Annotated in this window: 18 protein-coding genes; 9 read left to right on the forward strand and 9 right to left on the reverse strand. The window is 69.5% G+C overall.

Going from position 1 to position 20,849, the window contains the following annotated elements; genetic code table 11:
- The first annotated feature begins 70 nt into the window (after nt 1-70).
- The 5 genes from FHR90_RS00080 to FHR90_RS00100 all read left to right on the forward strand — a co-directional run bounded on the left by FHR90_RS00080 (nt 71) and on the right by FHR90_RS00100 (nt 6,130).
- On the forward strand, nt 71-1,030 hold the full coding sequence (locus tag FHR90_RS00080) for a substrate-binding domain-containing protein (protein ID WP_176623636.1): 960 nt from the start codon (nt 71-73) through the stop codon (nt 1,028-1,030).
- Nucleotides 1,027-2,550: a sugar ABC transporter ATP-binding protein gene (locus FHR90_RS00085; RefSeq protein WP_176623635.1), complete on the forward strand. Its 1,524-nt coding sequence runs from the start codon at nt 1,027-1,029 to the stop codon at nt 2,548-2,550. The genes FHR90_RS00080 and FHR90_RS00085 overlap by 4 nt, the downstream gene beginning before the upstream one ends.
- On the forward strand, nt 2,540-3,544 hold the full coding sequence (locus FHR90_RS00090; protein WP_176623633.1) for an ABC transporter permease: 1,005 nt from the start codon (nt 2,540-2,542) through the stop codon (nt 3,542-3,544). Before FHR90_RS00085 ends, FHR90_RS00090 begins: the two co-directional genes overlap by 11 nt.
- Nucleotides 3,545-3,632: 88 nt before the next feature.
- Nucleotides 3,633-5,357 (forward strand): dihydroxyacetone kinase family protein, encoded by a 1,725-nt coding sequence (locus FHR90_RS00095; RefSeq protein WP_183274551.1) that lies wholly within the window; start codon nt 3,633-3,635, stop codon nt 5,355-5,357.
- Nucleotides 5,354-6,130 (forward strand): triose-phosphate isomerase, encoded by a 777-nt coding sequence (locus FHR90_RS00100; protein ID WP_183274552.1) that lies wholly within the window; start codon nt 5,354-5,356, stop codon nt 6,128-6,130. The genes FHR90_RS00095 and FHR90_RS00100 overlap by 4 nt, the downstream gene beginning before the upstream one ends.
- A gap of 6 nt (nt 6,131-6,136) precedes the next feature.
- On the opposite strand, the gene FHR90_RS00105 is transcribed toward FHR90_RS00100, so the two are convergent.
- From FHR90_RS00105 to FHR90_RS00120, 4 genes are all read right to left on the reverse strand, one after another.
- On the reverse strand, nt 6,137-7,171 hold the full coding sequence (locus FHR90_RS00105; RefSeq protein WP_176623346.1) for a ribonucleotide-diphosphate reductase subunit beta: 1,035 nt from the start codon (nt 7,169-7,171) through the stop codon (nt 6,137-6,139).
- A 163-nt stretch (nt 7,172-7,334) separates the two neighbouring features.
- A complete protein-coding gene (locus FHR90_RS00110) occupies nt 7,335-9,299 on the reverse strand; it encodes a ribonucleoside-diphosphate reductase subunit alpha (protein ID WP_176623345.1) in 1,965 nt (654 codons plus the stop codon).
- A gap of 288 nt (nt 9,300-9,587) precedes the next feature.
- A complete protein-coding gene (locus tag FHR90_RS00115; RefSeq protein WP_176623344.1) occupies nt 9,588-10,430 on the reverse strand; it encodes a glutamate racemase in 843 nt (280 codons plus the stop codon).
- Nucleotides 10,431-10,440: 10 nt separating this feature from the next.
- The gene (locus tag FHR90_RS00120) at nt 10,441-11,172 is read right to left on the reverse strand and encodes an orotate phosphoribosyltransferase (protein WP_246329928.1); all 732 of its coding nucleotides are present in this window, start codon (nt 11,170-11,172) and stop codon (nt 10,441-10,443) included.
- Nucleotides 11,173-11,289: 117 nt separating this feature from the next.
- On the opposite strand from FHR90_RS00120, the gene FHR90_RS00125 reads away from it, so the two are divergent.
- Nucleotides 11,290-12,018: an SIMPL domain-containing protein gene (locus FHR90_RS00125; RefSeq protein ID WP_176623342.1), complete on the forward strand. Its 729-nt coding sequence runs from the start codon at nt 11,290-11,292 to the stop codon at nt 12,016-12,018.
- Between the two features lie 138 nt (nt 12,019-12,156).
- Here the strand turns inward: FHR90_RS00125 and motA are convergent, their stop codons facing one another.
- Both motA and FHR90_RS00135 read right to left on the reverse strand, forming a co-directional pair.
- Nucleotides 12,157-13,023, reverse strand: a complete 867-nt coding sequence (gene motA, locus FHR90_RS00130) for a flagellar motor stator protein MotA (RefSeq protein WP_176623341.1) — start codon at nt 13,021-13,023, stop codon at nt 12,157-12,159.
- A 28-nt stretch (nt 13,024-13,051) separates the two neighbouring features.
- Nucleotides 13,052-14,212 (reverse strand): flagellar motor protein MotB, encoded by a 1,161-nt coding sequence (locus tag FHR90_RS00135; RefSeq protein ID WP_183274553.1) that lies wholly within the window; start codon nt 14,210-14,212, stop codon nt 13,052-13,054.
- A gap of 78 nt (nt 14,213-14,290) precedes the next feature.
- Here FHR90_RS00135 and FHR90_RS00140 point away from each other — a divergent pair, with 78 nt between their 5' ends.
- The gene (locus FHR90_RS00140) at nt 14,291-15,499 is read left to right on the forward strand and encodes a glycerate kinase (protein WP_183274554.1); all 1,209 of its coding nucleotides are present in this window, start codon (nt 14,291-14,293) and stop codon (nt 15,497-15,499) included.
- Here the strand turns inward: FHR90_RS00140 and FHR90_RS00145 are convergent.
- The 3 genes from FHR90_RS00145 to FHR90_RS17280 are packed head-to-tail and all read right to left on the reverse strand — an operon-like array spanning nt 15,442 to nt 18,463.
- Nucleotides 15,442-16,929, reverse strand: coding sequence for an ArnT family glycosyltransferase (locus FHR90_RS00145; protein WP_183274555.1), 1,488 nt, complete (start codon nt 16,927-16,929; stop codon nt 15,442-15,444). The genes FHR90_RS00140 and FHR90_RS00145 overlap by 58 nt on opposite strands.
- Nucleotides 16,929-18,026 (reverse strand): glycosyltransferase, encoded by a 1,098-nt coding sequence (locus FHR90_RS00150; RefSeq protein WP_183274556.1) that lies wholly within the window; start codon nt 18,024-18,026, stop codon nt 16,929-16,931. Before FHR90_RS00150 ends, FHR90_RS00145 begins: the two co-directional genes overlap by 1 nt.
- Nucleotides 18,023-18,463, reverse strand: a complete 441-nt coding sequence (locus FHR90_RS17280; RefSeq protein WP_266152685.1) for an Lrp/AsnC family transcriptional regulator — start codon at nt 18,461-18,463, stop codon at nt 18,023-18,025. The genes FHR90_RS00150 and FHR90_RS17280 overlap by 4 nt, the downstream gene beginning before the upstream one ends.
- 399 nt (nt 18,464-18,862) lie before the next feature.
- On the opposite strand from FHR90_RS17280, the gene trxB reads away from it, so the two are divergent.
- The gene (gene trxB / locus FHR90_RS00160) at nt 18,863-19,885 is read left to right on the forward strand and encodes a thioredoxin-disulfide reductase (protein ID WP_176625280.1); all 1,023 of its coding nucleotides are present in this window, start codon (nt 18,863-18,865) and stop codon (nt 19,883-19,885) included.
- Between the two features lie 66 nt (nt 19,886-19,951).
- Nucleotides 19,952-20,845 carry a LysR family transcriptional regulator gene (locus tag FHR90_RS00165; protein WP_176625286.1) on the forward strand — a complete coding sequence of 298 codons (894 nt, stop codon included), beginning with the start codon at nt 19,952-19,954 and terminating at the stop codon, nt 20,843-20,845.
- Nucleotides 20,846-20,849 lie beyond the last annotated feature (4 nt).

The raw sequence follows: 20,849 nt of genomic DNA on the forward strand, positions 1-20,849 counted from the left end.
TCGGCGCACCCTCACCCGATACCACGAGCGGAACCGCGCAACGAGTTTCCGCCGCAGAGGAACCAAGGGAATGAAACGTTCCACCACCACCCTCGCCGCGCTGCTGCTCGGCGCGTCGACCGCTCTTTCGTTCGTGCCGCAAGGCGCGCGCGCCGCCGATACGGGGCCGCTGCGCTTCGTGCTGGTCCCGAAGGTCGTCCATCCGTGGTTCGACAAGGTCAATGACGGTGCCAGGGCCGCCGCCGACAGCCTCAGCCAGCTCACCGGACGCAAGATCACGGTCGAGTATGCAGCGCCGCAGACGGCCGATGTCTCGGCACAGAACGACATCATCGAGCGCTCCATCGCCACACACCCGGCCGGCATCCTGCTCGATCCGCTCGACGGCAAGGGCAATCGCGCGGCGATGGAGGAATCGCTCCAGCAGGGGGTCGGGCTGACGATCTTCGATTCTCCCGCCCCCGAGGGTCTCGACGTGACGGCGGTGGGCGCGGATTTCTGCGAGCAGGGCACGCTCGCCGCCGATCGGCTCGCGGGCCTCATCGGCCACAAGGGCGCGGTTGCGATCATGATGGGGGTGCCGACGGCACCGAACCATGCCGAACGCGCCGCCTGCGAGAAGAAGGCGTTCGCGAAATATCCCGACATCAAGGTGGTCGCGACCGGCATCGACAATGACAGCATCGAGACCGCGCAGAAACAGGCCGCGGCGATCATGCAGTCGCATCCCGATCTCGCGGGGTGGGTGGCATGTGATGCGGCCGGTCCGGTCGGCATCGGCCAGGCGATCCGCGAGAACGGACGCGTGGGCAAGGTGGCGGAGGTCGGGCTCGACAACCTCAACGACATGATCGAGCTGATCCGCGACGGTGTCGCGGAATCCTCGGCCTCGTCGCGCCCGGAAATGCAGGGCTACTGGGCGGTGATCGCCGCCTGGCAGAAGGCGGTGGGGCAGAAGACGCCGAAATTCATCGATACCGGCATCGACATCCTGACCAAGGCATCGCTGCAGGCGGGCGCGGCGAGATGAGCGACCTCCCCGGCCCCGTCGTCAGGCTCGAGGCGATCCGCAAGGCCTATCCGGGCGTCGTGGCCCTCGATCACGTCGATCTCGCGCTGCGGCCCGGGCGGGTGCATGTGCTGGCGGGCGAGAACGGGGCCGGCAAGTCGACGCTGATCCGGGTGCTGGCCGGGCTGGTCGGCCCCGACGAGGGCCGCATCGAAATCGATGGCGCGGATGCGCTGGCCGATCGCACGCTGTTCGGGCGCATCGCCTATGTCCCGCAGGAACTCAACCTGTTCGGCCCGATGAGCGTCGCCGAGAACATGTTCATGCCGTTCGCGGCGACGGGTTTCGGGCGTCTGACGCTGTCGCGTGGCGGGATGCGCCGTGCGGCGACGGCGCTGATCGAGCGGTTCGGCATCCATGCCGGGCCGGATGACCGGGTGGATACGATCAGCGTGCCCGACCAGCAGCTCCTGCAGATCGCGCGCGCGGCGGGACGGGCGGCGTTCGACGTGCTGATCCTCGACGAGCCGACCTCGTCGCTGACGGCGTCGGAGACCGCGCATCTGTTCCGCATCGTCCGCGAGCTGCGCGCGGCCGGATGCGCGATCGTGTTCGTCTCGCACAAGATGGACGAGATCTTCGATCTCGGCGATGACGTCACCGTCCTTCGCAACGGACGCAGCGTCGGCAGCTACGAGATGGCGGCGATGACCGAGCATAGTCTGGTGCAGCTGATGGCGGGCAGCGCGATCGCGCTGGAGGAGCGCTTCCAGCCGCGTGGCGCGGGCGATGTGGCGGCGGACCCGATCCTGTCGGTTCGCGGACTGTCGGGGCCGGGGTTCCACGACATCTCGTTCGAGCTGCGCCGGGGCGAGATCCTCGGCTTTGCCGGGCTGGTCGGCGCCGGGCGCTCCGAGCTGATGCAGTCGATCTTCGGCTATCGGCCGACGCGGCAGGGCGAATGCCTGTTCGAGGGCCGCGCGCTGCCGCGCGGACGGCCCGACCGGTCGGTGGCCCGCGGAATGGTGTATCTTTCCGAGGAGCGCAAGCATCACGGCATCTTCCCGCGCCTCAGCCTGCGCGAGAACATCTCGCTCGGCATCCTCGACCAGCTCGCGCGCGGCGGCGTGATCGCGTCGGCGCGCGAGGGCGAGCGCGTCGCCACGGTGATGCGCGACTTCGACGTGCGCTCGTCGTCGGCCGACAAGAAGATCATGTTCCTGTCGGGCGGAAACCAGCAGAAGGCGATCATCGGCCGCGCGATGGCACGGCGGCCGCGTCTGCTGATCTTCGACGAGCCGACCAAGGGCATCGACATCGGCACCAAGTTCCAGATCTACCGCATCATGCAGCGTCTCGCCGAGGAGGGCGTCGGCATCATCCTGGTGTCGTCGGAAATGACCGAGCTGCAGCGCTGCGCCTCGCGGATCATCACCATGTACGAAGGCCGGATCAACGGCTCCTTCGACCAGGCCACAACGCCGGCCGACACGCTCGTGGGCGCGATCGTCGGCGCGGGGGAGAAGCGTCATGCCGCTTGAGACGACCGTCGCCGCGCCAAGGCGCGGCATCGCGCTGCGCGGGATCGCCGCACATCTGCTGGGCAATCCGCTCGGCGGGGTGACGGCCGCGCTGATCATCATCTTCGTCGCGGCCTCGCTGCTGTCGCCGTATTTCCTCACCGGCTTCAACCTGATGATCATCGCCCGGTCGCTGGCCTTCGTCGGGCTGGTCACGATCGGACAGTCGGTGCTGATGATCCTCGGCGAGCTCGACCTGTCGGTCGGCGCGATCGGCGGCCTCGCCGGCATCGCCGGCGGCGTGCTGATGGTGCAGCTCGGCCTCGATCCGTGGCTGGCGCTGCTGCTGTGCGTGATGCTCGGCGGGCTGTGCGGCTGGATCAACGGCACGCTGGTCACGCGGCTGCGTCTGCACTCGCTGGTGCTGACGATCGGCATGGCGGGTGTGTATGGCGGCATCATCCTCGTCGTCACCAAGGGAGTTGCGATCACCTCGATCCCCGGCGACATCGCCTTTCTCGGGCGCGGCGCGATCGGCGGCGTGCCGGTGCCGTTCGTGATCCTGCTGGTCTGTCTGGCGGTGGTGGCGTTCGTCATGCAGCGTACGCCGCTGGGGCGCTACGTGTATGCGATCGGCAGCAATGCCGATGCGGCACGGATGCTGGGCATCCGGGTCAATGCGATCCGCACCGGTGCGTTCGTGACCGCCGGCGTGCTGTCGGCCGTGGCCGGCATGCTGATGGTCGCGCGCCTCGGCAGCGCACAGCCGTCGATCGGCGAGACCTGGGTGCTGGCGCCGATCGCCGCGGCGGTGATCGGCGGCGTGGCGACGACCGGCGGGCTCGGCAGCCCGCTGGGCGCGGTACTGGGTGCGGTGATCATCGGCATCATCGAGAACATCATCGTCCTGTTCGGCATCTCTCCCTACTGGCAGTCGGTGGTCAGTGGCGGGATCGTGGTGCTGGCGATCTCGTTCGATGCGATCGCGCGTCGCGCCATGGCGCGCGAAAATTGAGGGCCATGGCGCGCGAGAAATGAGTGCCATGGCGCGCGGGAACTGATCGCCATGGCGCGCAAGAATTGAGTTTCGGGAGCAAACGACAATGACGCATATCTGTGGTGACGCCGCCGATTTTGCCGCGGCCGCGCTGGAGGGTTTCTGTCTCGCGCATGCGGATCTGGTGCGCCCCGTGCGCGGCGGCGTGGTGCGCAGCGCACCGGGGCGCGACGGCAAGGTCGCCGTCGTCGTCGGCGGCGGCTCGGGACATTACCCGGCGTTTGCCGGCTATGTCGGCGAAGGTTTCGCCGATGCGGCGGTGGCGGGCGACGTGTTCGCCTCGCCCTCGACGCAGGCGATCATCAACGTCGCGCGCGAGGCGAGCCGGGGCGGCGGCGTGATCCTCGGATTCGGCAACTATGCAGGCGACGTGCTGAATTTCGGCATCGCCGCCGAGCGGCTGCGCGACGAGGGGATCGATGCGCGCATCCTGGCGATCACCGACGATGTCGCCAGCGCGCCGGAAGCGGAGCGGCAGCGCCGTCGCGGCATCGCCGGCGACCTGCCGGTGTTCAAGATCACCTCGGCCGCCGCCGAGGCCGGACTGTCGCTCGACGAGGTCGAGCGGATCGGCCGGCTGGCCAACGAGCGCACCCGCACCTTCGGTGTCGCGTTCGGCGGCTGCACCATTCCCGGCGAGCCGGAGACGCTGTTCAGCGTGCCGAGGGGGCGCATGGCGCTGGGCCTGGGCGTGCATGGCGAGCCGGGCATCGACGAGACGCCGATCCCGCCGGCGGACGAGCTCGCCGCGCTGATGGCCGAGCGCGTGCTGCGCGAGGCGCCGGAGGGGGCGGGAACACGGGTGGCCGTGCTGCTCAACGGGCTTGGCAGCACCAAATACGAGGAACTGTTCGTGCTGTGGGCGCAGCTCGGGGCGCGGTTCCACCAGGCCGGGATCACGCTCGTCGCGCCGCTGGTGGGCGAATACATCACCAGCCTGGAGATGGCTGGCTGTTCGCTGACGGTGACCTGGCTCGATGACGAGCTCGAGCCGCTGTGGCGGGCGGCGGTGCGCGCGCCGGTCCTGGCGCGTGGGGCGGTCGCGGGCGAGGCGCCGGCGCGGATCGCGCGGCCGGTCGCCGCCGCCATGGAGGTGACGCAGGCGGCGAGCGCGGCGGGGCGCCGCGGCGGCGCGTGCGTCGCGGCGGCACTGGACCGTCTCGCCGGGGCGCTGGCCGAGGCGGAGGCCGAACTCGGACGCATCGATGCGCAGGCCGGTGACGGCGATCACGGCCAGGGCATGGCACGTGGCTCGGCGGCGGCGGCACAGGAGGCCGCGCGGGTCAGCCGCGAGGGCGGTGGTGCGCGCTCGGTGCTGGGGGCCGCGGCCGATGCCTGGGCGGATCGCGCCGGCGGCACGTCGGGGGCGCTGTGGGGCGAGGGGCTGCGGGCGTTCAGCACCGCGCTCGACGACGAGCGGCCCGCGACGATCGAGACGCTGGCAGAGGGCGCGGCACGGGCGATGCAGCGGATCGCCGAACTCGGCGGCGCGAAGGTGGGCGACAAGACGTTGATGGATGCGCTCGCACCGTTCGTGGACGTGCTGCACGCGCAGCTCGCACACAAGAAGCCGGGGGTGGAGGCCTGGCAGGCGGCCGCAACGGCCGCGCAGGAGGCGGCGGAAGCGACGCGCGCGCTGCTGCCGCGGCTGGGCCGGGCGCGCACGCATGGCGAGCGCAGCAAGGGGCATCCGGATGCAGGCGCGCTGTCGCTGGCGCTGGCGACGCGGGTGATCGGCGAGGCGCTGGCTACCGAGAGCCTGCCGGCATGAGCGCGCGGCGATTCTGGGTCGGCACGAGCTGGAAGATGAACAAGACGCTGGCCGAGGCGGAGGCGTTCTGCGACGCGATCGGCGGGGCGGCGGCGCTGGACGATCCGCGCCTGCAGCCGTTCGTGATCCCGCCATTCACCGCCGTGCGCGAGGTGGCGCGCAGACTTGCGGCAACGCCGGTCAAGGTGGGTGCGCAGAACATGCACTGGGCGGATCAGGGGGCATGGACGGGGGAGATCTCGCCGCCGATGCTGGTCGAGTGCGGGATCGATCTCGTGGAGCTGGGCCATTCCGAACGGCGGACGCATTTCGGCGAAACCGATGCCATGGTGGGGCGCAAGACCGCCGCTGCCCTGCGGCACGGCCTCACACCGCTGATCTGTGTCGGCGAGCACGAGGCCGACAAGCGGGCGGGACGGGCGGACGAGGTGCTGGCAGCCCAGGTGCGCGCGGCCCTCGAGCCGATCCGCGAGGGGTTCGCGCGCGCGACGGTGCTGCTGGCCTATGAGCCGGTCTGGGCGATCGGCGAGGGCGGCACGCCGGCGAGCCCGGATTATGCCGATGCGCGCCATGCCCGGATCATGGGCGTGGCCCGGGAGGTCTGTCCGGGCCACGACATCGCCTGTCTGTATGGCGGATCGGTCAATCCCGGCAATTGCGCCGAGCTGGCCGCGTGCCCGAATATCGACGGGCTGTTCATCGGCCGGTCAGCGTGGAATGCCGCCGGCTATCTCGACATTCTCGGCAGGGTGACGGCGCTCGAGAGCGCCTGATCGCCCTCAGCCGGGGGCGGTCTCGAACACGCTCTCCTCGAACGCCTCTTCCCAGGTGCCGGCGGTCGAGGCGCGGCTGTATTCGGTGGCGCGGTTCTCGAAGAAGTTGGCATGCTCGATGGCGTTGAGCATGTCGTCGAGCCAGGGCAGCGGATTGCTCTCGATGTTGTAGAGCGGATCGAGACCGAGCTGCATCAGGCGACGGTCGGCGATGAAGCGGATGTAGCGCTTGACCTGGTCGGCATCGAGGCCCTCGACCGAGCCCATCTCGAAGGCGAGGTCGATGAAGGAATCCTCGTGTTCGACGATGGTGGCGCAGACTTCGGTGATCTCGCTTCGGAGCTGCTCGGTCCAGATCTCGGGGTTTTCCTGCACGAAGGTGCGGAACAGCCGGATGATCGACAGGCAGTGCAGCGTCTCGTCGCGCACCGACCAGGTGACGATCTGGCCCATGCCCTTCATCTTGTTGAAGCGCGGGAAATTCAGCAGGATCGCGAACGAGGCGAAGAGCTGGAGCCCCTCGGTAAAGGCGCCGAAGGCGGCGAGCGTCTTGGCGATCTCGTGTTTCGACGACACCGAGAAGCCCTGCATGTAGTCGTATTTGTCCTTCATCTCCTTGTACTGGAGGAAGGCGGAATACTCGACCTCGGGCATGCCGATGGTGTCGAGCAGATGGCTGTAGGCGGCGATGTGGATGGTCTCGATGTTGGAGAACGCAGACAGCATCATCAGCACTTCGGTGGGTTTGAACACCTGGCTGTAATGCTTCATGTAGCAGTTGTTCACCTCGACATCCGACTGGGTGAAGAAGCGGAAGATCTGGGTGACCAGATTGCGCTCCGTGTCGGAGAGGTTGCGGTGCCAGTCTTTCACATCGTCGGCGAGCGGAACTTCCTCCGGCAGCCAGTGCACGCGCTGCTGGGTGTGCCACGCCTCATATGCCCACGGGTAGCGGAACGGCTTGTAGACCGGGTTCTCGGTCAGCAGGTCGAAGCGGGCCGGGGTGGTGGCGACGGGGATGATATCGGTGTCGATGCTCATCTTTGGTCTCGTTCAGGAAAGAGGGGAAGAATGTTCTTTCTTGAAAGAAAGAACCAAAGAACTTTCAAAATTTCGGGTGGTTCGGAATCGCCTTTGCGCATCCGAACCGCCCAGAAACGGACAAAAGTCTTTTTGCTTCTTTTTCTTCAGAAAAAGAAGAAAGTCACTGACAGGCCAGGCACTCTTCGTAATTGGCGGGCTTGGCCGGCGCGGGTGCGTCCATCATCGAGGTCGGCTTGGCCAGCATGTCGGAGACGGTGTCGGCGCGCTGGATCGACAGGCTGCGGCAGTAGTAGAGCGATTTGACGCCACGCTTCCAGGCCAGGTGGTGGATCTGGTGCAGGTCGCGCTTGTGGACGTCGGCCGGCAGGAACACGTTGATCGACTGGCTCTGGCAGATGAACGGCGTGCGGTCGGCGGCGTGCTCGATCACCCAGCGCTGGTCGAGCTCGAAGGCGGTCTTGAAGACATCCTTTTCCTGCTGGTCGAGGAAGTCGAGATGCTGCACGGAGCCCTTGTTGAGCGTGATCGACGACCACACGGCGTCGTTGTCCTGGCCCTTCTCGGCCAGCAGCTTCTGCAGATGGCGGTTGCGGACCGTGAAGCTGCCCGACAGCGTCTTCTGCAGGAACACGTTGGCGGCGATCGGCTCGATGCCGGGGGAAGCGTTGCCGGCGATGATGGAAATCGAGGCGGTCGGCGCGATGGCGAGCTTGTGGGAGAATCGCTCCATCACACCGTATTCCTCGGCATCGGGGCAGGCGCCGCGTTCCTCGGCGAGCGTGCGTGAGGCGGCGTCGGCCTGGGCGCGGATGTGGCGGAACATGCGCATGTTCCACACCTTGGCGATGGCACTCTCGAACGGCACGTTGTTGGCCTGCAGGAAGGAGTGATAGCCCATCACGCCCAGGCCGACCGAGCGCTCGCGGGCGGCGGCGTATTTGGCGCGGGCCATCTCGTCGGGCGCACGGTCGATGAAATCCTGCAGCACGTTGTCGAGGAAGCGCATGACGTCCTCGATGAAGCGGGGGTCGTCCTTCCACTCGAACCAGGTCTCGAGATTGAGGCTGGAGAGGCAGCACACGGCGGTGCGCTGCTGGCCGTGATGGTCGATGCCGGTGGGCAGGGTGATCTCGGCGCACAGGTTGGAGGTCTTGACCTCGAGGCCGGCGAGCTTGTGATGCTCGGGGCGCGCCTTGTTCACGTGGTCGGAGTAGATGATGTAGGGCTCGCCCTGCTCCATGCGCGCGGTGAGCAGGCGGATCCACAAGCCCCGCGCCGAGACCTTGCGGATGTGGCTGCCGTCCTTGGGCGAGACCAGCGCCCATTCCTCGTCACGCTCGACGGCGCGCATGAAGGCGTCGGACACCAGGATGCCGTGATGCAGGTTCAGCGCCTTGCGGTTCGGGTCGCCGCCGGTGGGGCGGCGCATCTCGATGAATTCCTCGATCTCGGGATGCCAGATCGGCAGGTAGACCGCCGCCGATCCGCGACGCAGCGAGCCCTGGCTGATGGCCAGGGTGAGGCTGTCCATGACGCGGATGAAGGGGATCACGCCGGAGGTCTTGCCGATCACGCCGACCTTCTCGCCGATCGAGCGCAGGTTGCCCCAGTAGGAGCCGATGCCGCCGCCCTTGGACGCCAGCCAGACATTCTCGTTCCACAGCCCGACGATGCCCTCGAGCGAGTCGGTGGCCTCGTTGAGGAAGCACGAGATCGGCAGGCCGCGCGAGGTGCCGCCATTGCTGAGCACCGGGGTGGCGGGCATGAACCACAGCCGCGAGATGTAGTCGTACAGGCGCTGGGCGTGGGGCTGATCGTCGGCGTAGTAACTGGCGACGCGGGCGAACAGGTCCTGATAGCTCTCGCCGGGCATCAGGTAGCGGTTGTCGAGCGTCGAGCGGCCGAAATCGGTCAGCAGCGAGTCGCGCGAGCGGTCGACGATCACCTGCGGACGGCCCTCGAACTGCACCGCATCGACCAGACCGGCGCCGCGCGCCTCCTCGGCCGGGGCATGCAGGGTCGCCTCAGTGCTCTCGGGCAGCGCGTCGAGAAGCTGCGACAGCAACCCGCCGCGGGTGGCGAGGTCTGCGTCCGAGGCGAAGGAAGAGGAGTCCTCAAGGCTCATCGGCATGTCTCCGGCGGGGGTCTGCGACCCGTTTCTGGCAGGGTGTCCCGTCGCGGCGGGAACAGCGTCAGACGCAACATCTCGCGTCGGCGCTGCGGTTTCAACACTAGATATGCGATTGCGGAGCCTCGAACTCAAGGCAGCGCCGGGCTGGGGATGAAAGTTGCAATACGGTCGCGGGGTTATGACCGGCACCCCCGTTATCCCCGCTCCTCACAACCAGACGGCTGTGGTACCCGGGCCACGGAACAGGTCGTGCACACCGGGTGCGACTCGGCGAACGGGGCGTCAGGCCGGCCAGTGGGCCATGGCGACGTCGAGCATCCCGACCCCATCGAAGCCGAAGCGCGCCAGCCCCACGGTTCGGGAATCGGGGACCGGGCCGGTGAACAGGGCGAGATCGGCCACCTGCGCTTCCGCTCCTTTGACCAGATCCTCGGCAAGACGGGCGGCATGGCGGGCGACGGGGCCGGCGGGGTCGAGCCAGAGAATCGGGCCCCCTGCCCCGCATTGCGGTGCGGCCTCGGCGAGCGCGTCGAGCAGGAAGGTATAATGGGTGCAGCCGATCGCCACCACGTCGACCCGCGCGCCGTCGGGGCGGGCGAAGAGCTGGTGCAGCTCGGTGCGGATCGCGTCCAGCAATCCTGGGTCGGGGGGCAGGTCGAGACCGGTGCGGAAGCGTTGCTCGGCGAGGTCGGCGAGGCCCCGCGCGCCATGGGCGATCAAGGTGCAGTCGGGCGCGTAGGCGGACTGCAGATCAGCCAGATAGCCGCGGCGGACGGTGGCGGCGGTGGCGAGCAGGCCGATCACCCGCGAGCGGCTTTCGGCCGCCGCCCATTTGATCGGCGGCACCACGCCGACGAAGGGCAGGTCGAAACGCGCGCGCAGGGCACCCAGCGCGAGGGTGGAGGCAGTGTTGCAGGCGATCACCGCCAGATCGGGGCGCAGACGCTCGATCGCGGCGCCGATCACCGCGCCGATGCGCTCGACCAGCCAGTCATCGGGTTTCTCGCCATAGGGAAAGGCGGCGTTGTCGGCGACGAAGCCGATCGTGGCCTCGGGCAGGGTCTGGCGCAGGGCGCCGACGATGCCGAGGCCGCCGATGCCGGAATCGAAGACGAGGACGCGCATCTCACCCGGTTCAGGGTTTCTTGCCGAGCTTGTGGGCCTGCGCTTCCTCGAGGCTGGCGACGCCGCCGTGTTTCGCCGACCAGCCGCACGGATCCTCGAGGAAGCGGCGCACCTCGGCGGAGGCGGATTCGGAGAAATAGGGGCGGCCGGCGCAGGCCTCGAGCACGTCCCACCAGGTGCACAGCGCATGCAGCGAGACGTCCATGTCGGCGAGCACGCGATGCGCGCCGGGAAAGACGCCGTAGAAGAACACCACGAAGGCGTGGTTGACCAGCGCGCCGGCCTCGCGCAGCGCGTTGGCGAACTGGATCTTGGAAGCACCATCGGTGGTGAGGTCCTCGACCAGCAGGGTGCGGCGGCCCTCCGGCACGTCGCCCTCGATCAGGGCGTTGCGGCCGAAACCCTTGGGCTTCTTGCGCACATAGGCCATGGGAGCTGCCATGCGGTCGGCGATCCAGGCGGCGAACGGGATGCCGGCGGTCTCGCCGCCGGCGACGACGTCGATCGACTCGTAGCCGATGTGGCGGCCGATCTTCTCGACCCCGAGCTCGACGATCTTGGTGCGCGCGCGGGGGAAGAAGATGATGCGCCGGCAGTCGATATAGACGGGCGACTTCCAGCCGGAGGTGAGCGTGTAGGGTTCCTCGGGTCGGAAATTGACCGCCTTGATCTCGAGCAGGAGCTTCGCCGTGGTCAGCGCCGCATCCCGATCCCAGTCGGTGGTGGCGGATGCGGTGGTCATGGGTCCGGTTTTTTCCCTGTGCATCGTCCTCACAAGGGAGTGTCGTATCAATCCGGCGCGAGGAAATCCATCACCGGCGATTGGACAGCGATGCGGCGACGAGCCTAGCCTTGCGCCATGACAGCCAGAACCCTCCTCGCCTTGTCGCTGATCTGGGCTGCGCCCGCGATGGCGCAGACCTCGCCGCCTGCACACGAACGCAGCGTCTCGGCGGAGGGAGGATGCACCGCACTGGTCGCACCCGATCGCGGACGGCTGACGATCTGGACCCAGCGCACCGAATCGAGCGCCGGCCGCGCGAGTGCGGAGGCCACCGCGGCCCTCGCCACGCTGCGCGGGCGGCTGGACGGGCTGCACCTGGCCGATGCCGCCATCGAGAGCAACGGGGTGCAGATCGACAAGCAGCCCATCGACGGGCCGAAGGGGCCCACGGGGTTCCAGTACCAGGCGCGGGCCGGGTTGCAGCTCGACAGCAGCGACATCGCTGGCCTGGGTCGGGCGATGGATGCGGTGGCGAGCGCGGACGAGATCGCGCCGATGGCGGTGTATGTGTCGGAAGGCAAGCGCCAGCAGGCGATCGATGCCTGCCTGCCGAAGGCGACGGCGGAAGCGAAGCGCCACGCCGAGGCGCTGCTGTCGGGGGTGGGCGACAGGCTCGGCCCGACGTTGCGCATCAACGGATTCGAGGCCCACGGCGGCGAGGCGCCGGCCTCCGACCTGTTCGGCGGCGGCCGGCCGGTGCTGTATGCGCGCATGGCAGCGCCGATGGCGGCGAAGGCCGAGGTCTCGGCCGGGGACCGGCAGATCGAGGTGCGCAGCACGGTGACGTTCGGGATATTGCAGTAGAGAAAAGACGTTCTTTCTTGAAAGAAAGAACCAAAGAACTTTCGTCCGCTGAAGTGGTTGGAAGGCTCGCGTTTCCCCAAGCCCTGCCAGAAAATTCCAGAAGTCTTTTTGCTTCTTTTTCTTCAGAAAAAGAAGGTCCTACTCGATCTTGAGCTCCTGCACCGACGTCTCCAGCTCGGCGAAGCTCGGCATGTGCTCGCTGGGTACCATCTTGCGGCCGCTCTCGATGCTGACCTGCGGCGGATTGCCGTGCAGGTGTGCGACGAGCACGGCGCGGATCAGTTCGGGGTATTTCGCCTCTTCCAGCACCACCGCACGGATGCGCGAGGCGACCGGGGCGACGATGCCGTAGGCGAGCAGAACGCCGAGGAAGGTGCCGACCAGGGCGCCGCCGATCATTTCGCCCAGCACCGCCGGCGGTTCGTTGATGTGGCCCATGGTCTTGATGACGCCGAGCACGGCGGCGACGATGCCGAGCGCCGGCAGCGCATCGGACATGCTCTGCAGCGCATGCGAGGGGTGCATCTCCTCGGCCAGCATCTTCTTGAGCTCACGGGCCATGACGTCGTCGATCTGGTGCGGGTCGTCGGCGTTCATGCCGATCATGCGCAGGTAGTCGCAGATCATCGGGGTGATGTGGTGGTCGGCGGCGATCTTGGGGAAGTGCTGGAAGGCGGCGCTCTCGTCGGGGCGCTCGATATGCGCCTCCAGCGCCATCGCGCCCTTCGACGAGGCGAGACGGGTGAAATGGTAGAGCAGGCCGAGCAGGTCCATGTAGTCGCTCTTGCGGTAGCGCGAGCCCTTGATGGCCTTCTTGAAGCCGCCGATGGTGTGTTTGACGTCGTGCATCGAGTTGGCCATCACGAAGGAGCCGATCGCGGCACCGAGGATGGTGAGCAGCTCGAACGGCATCGCGCCCACCAGCGGGCCGATGGCGCCTCCGGAGGCGACGAAGCTGCCGAACACGCAGCCCAGCAGCACACCGAGGCCGATCAGGACGAACATGGCTGAACCTGCATGAGACGGGGTGCGGTCATCGCGTGGCCTCTGATGTGGGGTGACGGTGGACGGTGAGCACGATGCGGCGATTGGCGGGCGATGACGGGTCGGCGGCGAACAGTGGTTCGCGCCCGGCATGGCCCGTGACGCCGGCGACATCGGCCTCCGGCAGGCCGGCAGCGACGAGAACCTGCTCGGCGGCATCTGCGCGCGCGCTGGACAATGTCCAGTTGGAGAGATGGCCGCCCGCATAGGGGGCTGCGTCGGTGTGGCCGTCGATCGACACCGGGCCGCCGAGGCGGGCGAGCCAGGGCGCGATCCGGCGCAGCAGAGCGACGGCGCGCGGGTTGGGCACGGCCTGACCGCTGTCGAACATCGGCTTGCTTTCGGCATCCATGATCTGCACGCGCAGGCCCTCGGGCGTGGCGGCGACATCGACCTGTCCGGCGCTGTCGGCGAGTGCCGGATCGGCGCGCAGCGCGTCGCGCAGCGCGCTGGCGGCAGCGCGGTCGGCGGGTGCTACGCCGTCTCCGGCCATTTCAGGGGCGGGCTGGTCCGGCCTGGCAGCCGCATGCAGGGCGGGGCCGGCGAGCATCACGGCCTGGATGATGGGGGCGCCGCCGGTACCGCGATCGAGACGGGCGCCGGCCCCTCCGCCGGCATCGTCCGCCGGCCGGCCGGCCCGGGCGCCGTCATCGCCGTCCTGCTGGCCGCCGGATGGGCCGGGCGACGGGACCGGCGACGAGGCGGCCGAGGCAGCGGCGGAGCTGGCCGGGATGGGTGCCGTGGCGGTCTGGGCGGGGTCGAGCGGCGGGGCTGGCGCGGTGGTGGCACTCGCCGCCGGATGCGGATCGGGATGGGTGGGCTGTGGGGTGGCGGCGGTCCTGGAGGGGTCGAGCTTCTCGGCGATGGCGCTGTCGGCGGTGAACGGCGTGGGCTGGCTGGGCAGCATGCCAGAGCCGCCGATGCTGTGCTCGCGGTCGGCGAGCGGGTTGAAATAGGCGGCGATGCCGCGACGCTGGTCGTCGGTGATGGCGTTGATCAGCCACATCAGCAGGAAGAACGCCATCATCGCGGTGACGAAATCGGCGTACGCGACCTTCCACGCGCCACCGTGGTGGCCGTCCTCGACGATCTCCTCGCGACGGATGACGATGTTGACCGCCCCGTCCGACTTGCCCTTGCGCTGCGCCATGGTGTCTCCCGTCCGGACGACAGGATGCGGTCGGACCCCTTAAGATTGGGTGAATGACGCGAAGGCGGGGATCGATCGATGCGTATCGTCATTGCATGTGACAGCTTCAAGGGCAGTCTCGACGCGCGGTCGGTGGGCGAGGCGATCACAGAGGGCCTGCGCGATGTCTGGCCGCAGGACAGCGGAGTCGCGATCCGCAATCTGCCGATCGCCGACGGGGGCGAAGGGACGATCGACGCGATCGTCGACGCGCTGGGCGGGACACGCCGCCGCACGCGGGTGAGCGGGCCGCTGGGCGGCATGGTCGAGGCGGTGTGGGGGTTCGTGCCGGGGCCGCCGGGACAGCCGCCGCTGGCGGTGATCGAGATGGCGATGGCGGCGGGGCTGACGCTGCTGGACGAGGCGGTGCGCGATCCGCGCCGGGCGAGCACGCGCGGGGTGGGCGAGATGATGCGGGCGGCATTGGACGCGGGCTGCCGGCGCTTCATCGTCGCGATCGGCGGATCGGCGACCAATGACGGCGGCGCGGGGCTGGCGCAGGCGCTCGGGGTGTCGCTGCGCGATGCACACGGGGTCGAGCTGCCGCCCGGCGGCGCAGCCCTGGCCGGGCTGGCCGAGATCGACAGGCGCGGACTCGACCCGCGTCTGCGCGACTGCGTGGTCGAGGTGGCGTGCGATGTCGACAATCCGCTCAGCGGCCCGGACGGGGCGAGCGTGGTGTTCGGCCCGCAGAAGGGGGCGGATGCGGCGGCGGTGGCCGAGCTGGACGCCGCGCTGGCACGGTATGGCGCATTGCTGGATGCGCATCTCGGACAGGCGGTATCGACCGCGCCGGGGGCCGGGGCGGCGGGCGGGCTGGGGGCCGGGCTGATGGCGTTCGCCGGCGGCGTGCTGCGGCCCGGGGCGGGGCTGGTGCTGGATGCGGTGGGGCTGGATGCGGCGCTGGCGGGCGCGGATCTGGTGATCACCGGCGAGGGCCGGCTCGATGCGCAGAGCCTGCGCGGGAAGGCGCCCGTCGCCGTGGCGCGGCGAGCGGCGGCGCGCGGCATCGCGACCATCGCCATCGCCGGTTCGCTGGGCGAGGGGGCGGAGCGGGCCTACGGGGCGGGGATCAGCGCAATGTTCGGCATCGTCGAGGGTCCGACGACGCTGGCCGAGGCGCAGCGCGACGCGGCGATGCTGGTGCGGCGGCGGGCGGCGGCAGTGGCGCGGGTGTGGCGCGCGGCGGTTCAGCGGGAGGGCAGCACCGCGAGCGGCAGCGGCGGATCCGCGGGGATGGCGCGGTAGAGCACGTAGCGGTCGGCGCAGGTCTCGGCGTTGCGGCAGCGCTCGACGCCGGCGATCGGGACCGCCTGGCCCCAGAGCGCGGGGTCGGGAGGATCGTTGGCGCGCAGACGGCGCACCAGAACCACCTCCTGACGGTCGACTTCGGGCAGGTCGAACAGGGCCCAGCGCGCCTCGGCGCCGAGCACGATCCGCTGCGGCAGGTGCCAGGCGAGCTCGGAGGCGAGGCCATACTCGTCGGCGGCGATCGGCAGGCCCTCGGGGGCGAGGCGGTCGATCTCGCTGGCGAGCGCCGGCCAGCCGGCGAGGCGGGCGAGGGTGACATCCTGTTTCGGCGGCAGCCTGAACGGGGCGATGGTGGCCTGGAGCCAGACCGCGGCCACGATCGGGACGGCGCAGGCGAGGCTGACGGCCGGCAGCCAGGACCACCGCGCCGGGCGGGTGACGCACCACAGCCCTCCGGCGATGGCGAGGGCGGGGTAGACGAGCACCGGCCAGTTGGCCTGCACCCGGTCGCCGATCGCGTGCTGGACGAAGACGGCGGTCGGCAGGGCGATGACGCAGAGCAGAATCGTGGCGGCAGCCGCGTGGGGGGGCATCGTGGCGGCAGCCGCAGCACCCGCCGGGCGGCGCCGGCGCCACAGCCACATGCAGCCAAGGACCCAGACCAGGGCGATGAGCGGGGTGGCGAGGCCGATCTGGCCGCCGACCAGCTCGCCGAGATAACGCAGCGTGGGGTGCCACGCGCCGGTGCGGCCGCCCTGTTTGTGGAAGCTGGCCCAGCCGTGGCGGGCGTTCCACAGCAGCGTCGGCGCGAAGGCCGCCAGCGCGACCGCAGCACCTGCGAACGGCCACGGCGTGCGCAGCCAGCGTCGCCCCGGCGCGGTGGCGAGCAGCCACACCGCCAGGCCGAGAGCGGTGAGCAGGGTGGTGTACTTGCTGTCGAGGCCGAGGCCGAGGCACAGGCCGATCGCCAGCCACCAGCGCGGGTCGTCGGTGACCAGCACCCGCCCGCAGGCGGCCAAGGCGAGGGTGCAGAAGAACAGCAGCGGCGTGTCGGGGGTGATGAGCACGCTGCCGGCGCCCAGGGCGAGGGTGGCGTTGAGACCGAGAGCCGCCCACAGCCCGGCGCGCGCGGGACGCTCGACGCCGAGCGATGTCGCGAGATCGCGGCCGGCGATGGCGAGCGCGATGGAGCCGGCGGCCGCGGACAGCGGCGCGGACAGGCGGATGCCGAGGGCCGAGGAGCCGGCCAGCGTGGTGGTGAGCTGGATCCACAGCGCGACCATCGCCGGGTGGTCGAGATAGCCGGTCTGGAGATGATGCGACCAGACCCAGTAATAGGCCTCGTCGGGCGAGAGCGGGGTGAGGGCCGCGACCAGCAGCCGCAGCGCGGTGAGCGCGACCAGCGCACAGACGGCGCCGATCAGCATCAGCGGGCGCGCCAGACCAGGGTGGAGGAAACGGCGTAGTTCCACACCACGCTCATCAGCGCGCCGGCGAGGGCGGCGGCCGTCCAGCCGTGATGGGCGGCGACCAGCATCGAGGCGATGCCGATATTGGCCAGCCCGCCGATGCCGCAGACCACCATGAACAGCGCCAGCCCCCACCACAGCCGCGGCCCGCGCAGGCGGCGGTCGCGATAGGTCAGCACGTTGTTGAGCCAGAAATTGGCGGCGGTGGAGACCAGCATGCCGGCGGTCTGCCCGTCGACGAAGCCGCCGCCGAGATGGCGCGCGATGAACAGCACCGCGAGATTGACCAGCACCCCGACCGCGCCGATCGCGGCGAAGGCAAGGAAGCGCAGCGGCAGCATGCCGCCGGTGGCGCGATCGACCAGCATGGCGAGGAACTGCACCATCACCAGCACGTCGAGCTTGCTCTCTCCGGCCAGGCGGGCGCGGAACTCGAACGGGATCTCGATGGCGCGCAGCGGCACGGGCGCGCTCATCACCAGGTCGAGCAGGATCTTGAATCCATGCCCAGACAGGCGCGGCGCCAGCGTATCGAAGGTCTCGCGGCGGAGCGCGAAGAAGCCGCTCATCGGATCGGTGAGCTTCGGGCGGATCAGCGCCCGCGCCAGCCCGATGCCGCCTTCGGAGAGGCGGTGGCGCCAGGGCGAGGACAGGCCGGCGGCGGTGCCGCCATCGACATGGCGCGAACCGACGGCGATGTCGTAGCCGCCGCCGGCCACGGCGTCGATCATCTGCGGCAGGCGGGTCTCGTCGTGCTGGAGATCACCGTCCATCACCGCGATCACCGGTGCGGACGACGACAGCGCGCCCTCGATCACCGCCGAGGACAGGCCGCGACGCCCGATGCGGCGCAGGCCGCGCACGCGCGGGTCGGACGCGGCGAGCGCGCGCACGGCGCCGATGGTGCCGTCGGGGCTGTCGTCATCGACGAAGATCACCTCCCAGGCGCGCCCGGCGAGCGCGCGGTCGAGGGCGGCGACCAGCGGGCCGACATTGTCGACCTCGCGGTAGCACGGCACCACGATGGAGATGTCCGGTGACCCGGCAGGGATCAAAGGGGGACGCCGGCGTCGTTGCGGCTGGTGCGGATGGTCTGCAGGGTCTGCAGCCGGCTGACGTTGGGCGCCTCGGTCAGACGGCGGGTGAGCTCGTTCTCGTGGGCGGTGTCGCGGGCCAGCAGGCGCAGCAGGAAATCGCCGCCGCCGCGGATCATGTGGCACTCGCGCACTTCGGGCCAGTTGGCGACCAGGCTCTCGAAGCCGGTGAGCGCGCTCTCCTTCTGGCTGTCGAGGCCGACCAGGGCGAAGAAGGTGATGTTCCAGCCGAGCGCCTGCGGATCGGTGTCGGCGCGGTAGCCGCGGATGACGCCGTCATCCTCCAGCCGGCGCAGGCGGCGCAGGCAGGGCGGCGCGGAGATGCCGGCCCGCCGGGCGAGTTCGACATTGGTCATGCGCCCGTCGCGCTGGAGCTCGGCGACGATCAGCCGGTCGATGGCGTCAAGCTCGACGCCACCCTCGGCCCGGCTGTCGTCGGAATCATGGTCGTGGGGTGCTGCTGCCGCCCGATGTCGCCCCGTCAAATCTGCATCCCCCAACGTGCGCTTGCACCGACATCGTCTTCGACCCGCCGGGCACCTGCCCGGAGACCCTTGCCTGATGGCGGCTGCATCACCTTCTTTGTCGCGTTGCCCGATCCGGCAGCACCCGGACACATGCTCCGGACGCTGACGAACGAGCCTATAGCCGATCGGCGGCGCCGCAGAAAGGCACGCAGAGGGTTGCGTGCCTTGCACGACTGCCATACCCAACCGTATTGTCCGGCGATCGTTGCGTGCGGCCTCGCCGCGGGCCGGACGAGACGGGCGGACCCAGACGAAAGCTTCCGCAGGACCATGACCGAGACCCTTACCACGGACGTGCTGATCATCGGCGCCGGCCCCGCCGGCTATACCGCCGCGATCTATGCCGCCCGCGCCAGCCTCGCCCCCGTTCTGGTGGCCGGACTCCAGCCCGGCGGCCAGCTCACCATCACCACCGAGGTCGAGAACTATCCCGGCTTCGCGCAGCCGATCCAGGGGCCGTGGCTGATGGAGCAGATGGCCGAGCAGGCGGCGGCCTATGGCACGAGGATCCTGTTCGACATCATCACCGACGCCCCGCTGCGCGAGCGCGACGCCGAGGGGTATCTGACGCTGAGGGGCGATTCGGGGGATGTCTACCGCGCCCGCAGCGTGATCATCGCCACAGGCGCGCAGGCGCGCTGGCTGGGGCTGGAGTCGGAGAAGCGGCTCGCCGGTGCCGGGGTCTCGGCCTGCGCGACCTGTGACGGGTTCTTCTTCCGCGGCAAGGACGTCGCGGTGATCGGCGGCGGCAACACCGCGGTCGAGGAGGCGCTGTATCTGACCCATCACGCGGACCGCGTCACGCTGATCCATCGCCGCGACAGCCTACGAGCGGAGAAGATCCTCCAGGAGAGGCTGTTCGCCCATCCCAAGGTGCGGGTGGAGTGGAACGCTGTGGTCGAGGAGATCCTCGGCGGCGACGGCACCGGCCCGGACGCGGTCAGCGGCGTGCGGCTGCGCGACACGCGCGACGGCAGCGAGCGCGAGCTGGCGGTGGACGGGGTGTTCGTCGCCATCGGCCACTCGCCGACCACGGAGATCTTCCGCGGCCAGGTGGCGCTCGACGAGGAGGGCTACATCCTCACCGAGCCCGGCAGCACCCGTACCTCGATCGAGGGCGTGTTCGCCGCCGGCGACGTGGCCGACAAGATCTACCGCCAGGCGGTGACCGCCGCCGGCACCGGCTGCATGGCGGCCCTCGAGGCCGAACGCTGGCTGTCGCACCTGCCGGCGCAGGCCGAGCCGCGGCTGGCACCGCGCCAGGCCGCCGAACCGCTGATCCACGCTTCCTGACGCCCCTTCCCTCCAGCCGCAAGAGACCGCCGTGCCGACACATCCGATGAGCGAGACCCGATGACCATGGACTGGGACAAGCTGCGCATTTTCCATGCGGTCGCCGAGGCCGGCAGCTTCACCCATGCCGGCGACGTGCTCAGCCTCAGCCAGTCGGCGGTCTCGCGGCAGATCTCGGCGCTGGAGGAGGCGCTGGCGGTGCCGCTGTTTCATCGCCATGCGCGCGGTCTGATCCTCACCGAGCAGGGCGAGGCGATGAACCGCACCGTGCGCGAGGTGTTCGCCAAGCTGGCCCTCACCGAGGCGCTGCTGACCGAGAGCAAGGAGCGCCCGGCCGGCAAGCTCAAGATCACCACCACCACCGAGTTCGGCAATGCGTGGCTGATGCCGCGGCTGTCGCGCTTCCTCGCCACCTATCCGGATGTGTCGGTGACGCTGCTGCTGGAGGATGGCGATCTCGATCTCGGCATGCGCGAGGCGGATGTGGCGATCAGGATGCACGCGCCGCGCCAGCCCGATCTGGTGCAGCGTCACCTGCTCGACATCCACCTGCCGGTCTGTGCGTCGGAGGCCTATCTGGCGGCGCGCGGCACGCCGGTCTCGCCCGACGATCTCGACGGGCATGCGCTGATCTCGTTCGGCAACTACCGACCGCCGGTGCCGCAGATCAACTGGCTGGCCCAGCTCGGCCGCGGCAACGGGCCGGCGCGCCCGGCACTGATCGAGGTGAACTCGCTGGTGGCGATGCGCGATGCGGTCGAGGCGGGCCTGGGCATCGCCTCGCTGCCGCATTACCTGGTCGCCGACCGGCCGGGGATCAAGCGCATCCTGACCAATGTCGAGTCGCCGAAGATCGAGGCGTATTTCGTCTATCCGGAGGAGCTGCGCACCTCGAAGCGGGTGGCGGTGTTCCGCGACTTCCTGCTCGCCGAGCTCCAGGCCGACCGCACGGAAGGCTGACGCC

The organism is Endobacter medicaginis (assembly GCF_014192375.1).
Classification (GTDB): Bacteria; Pseudomonadota; Alphaproteobacteria; order Acetobacterales; family Acetobacteraceae; genus Endobacter; species Endobacter medicaginis.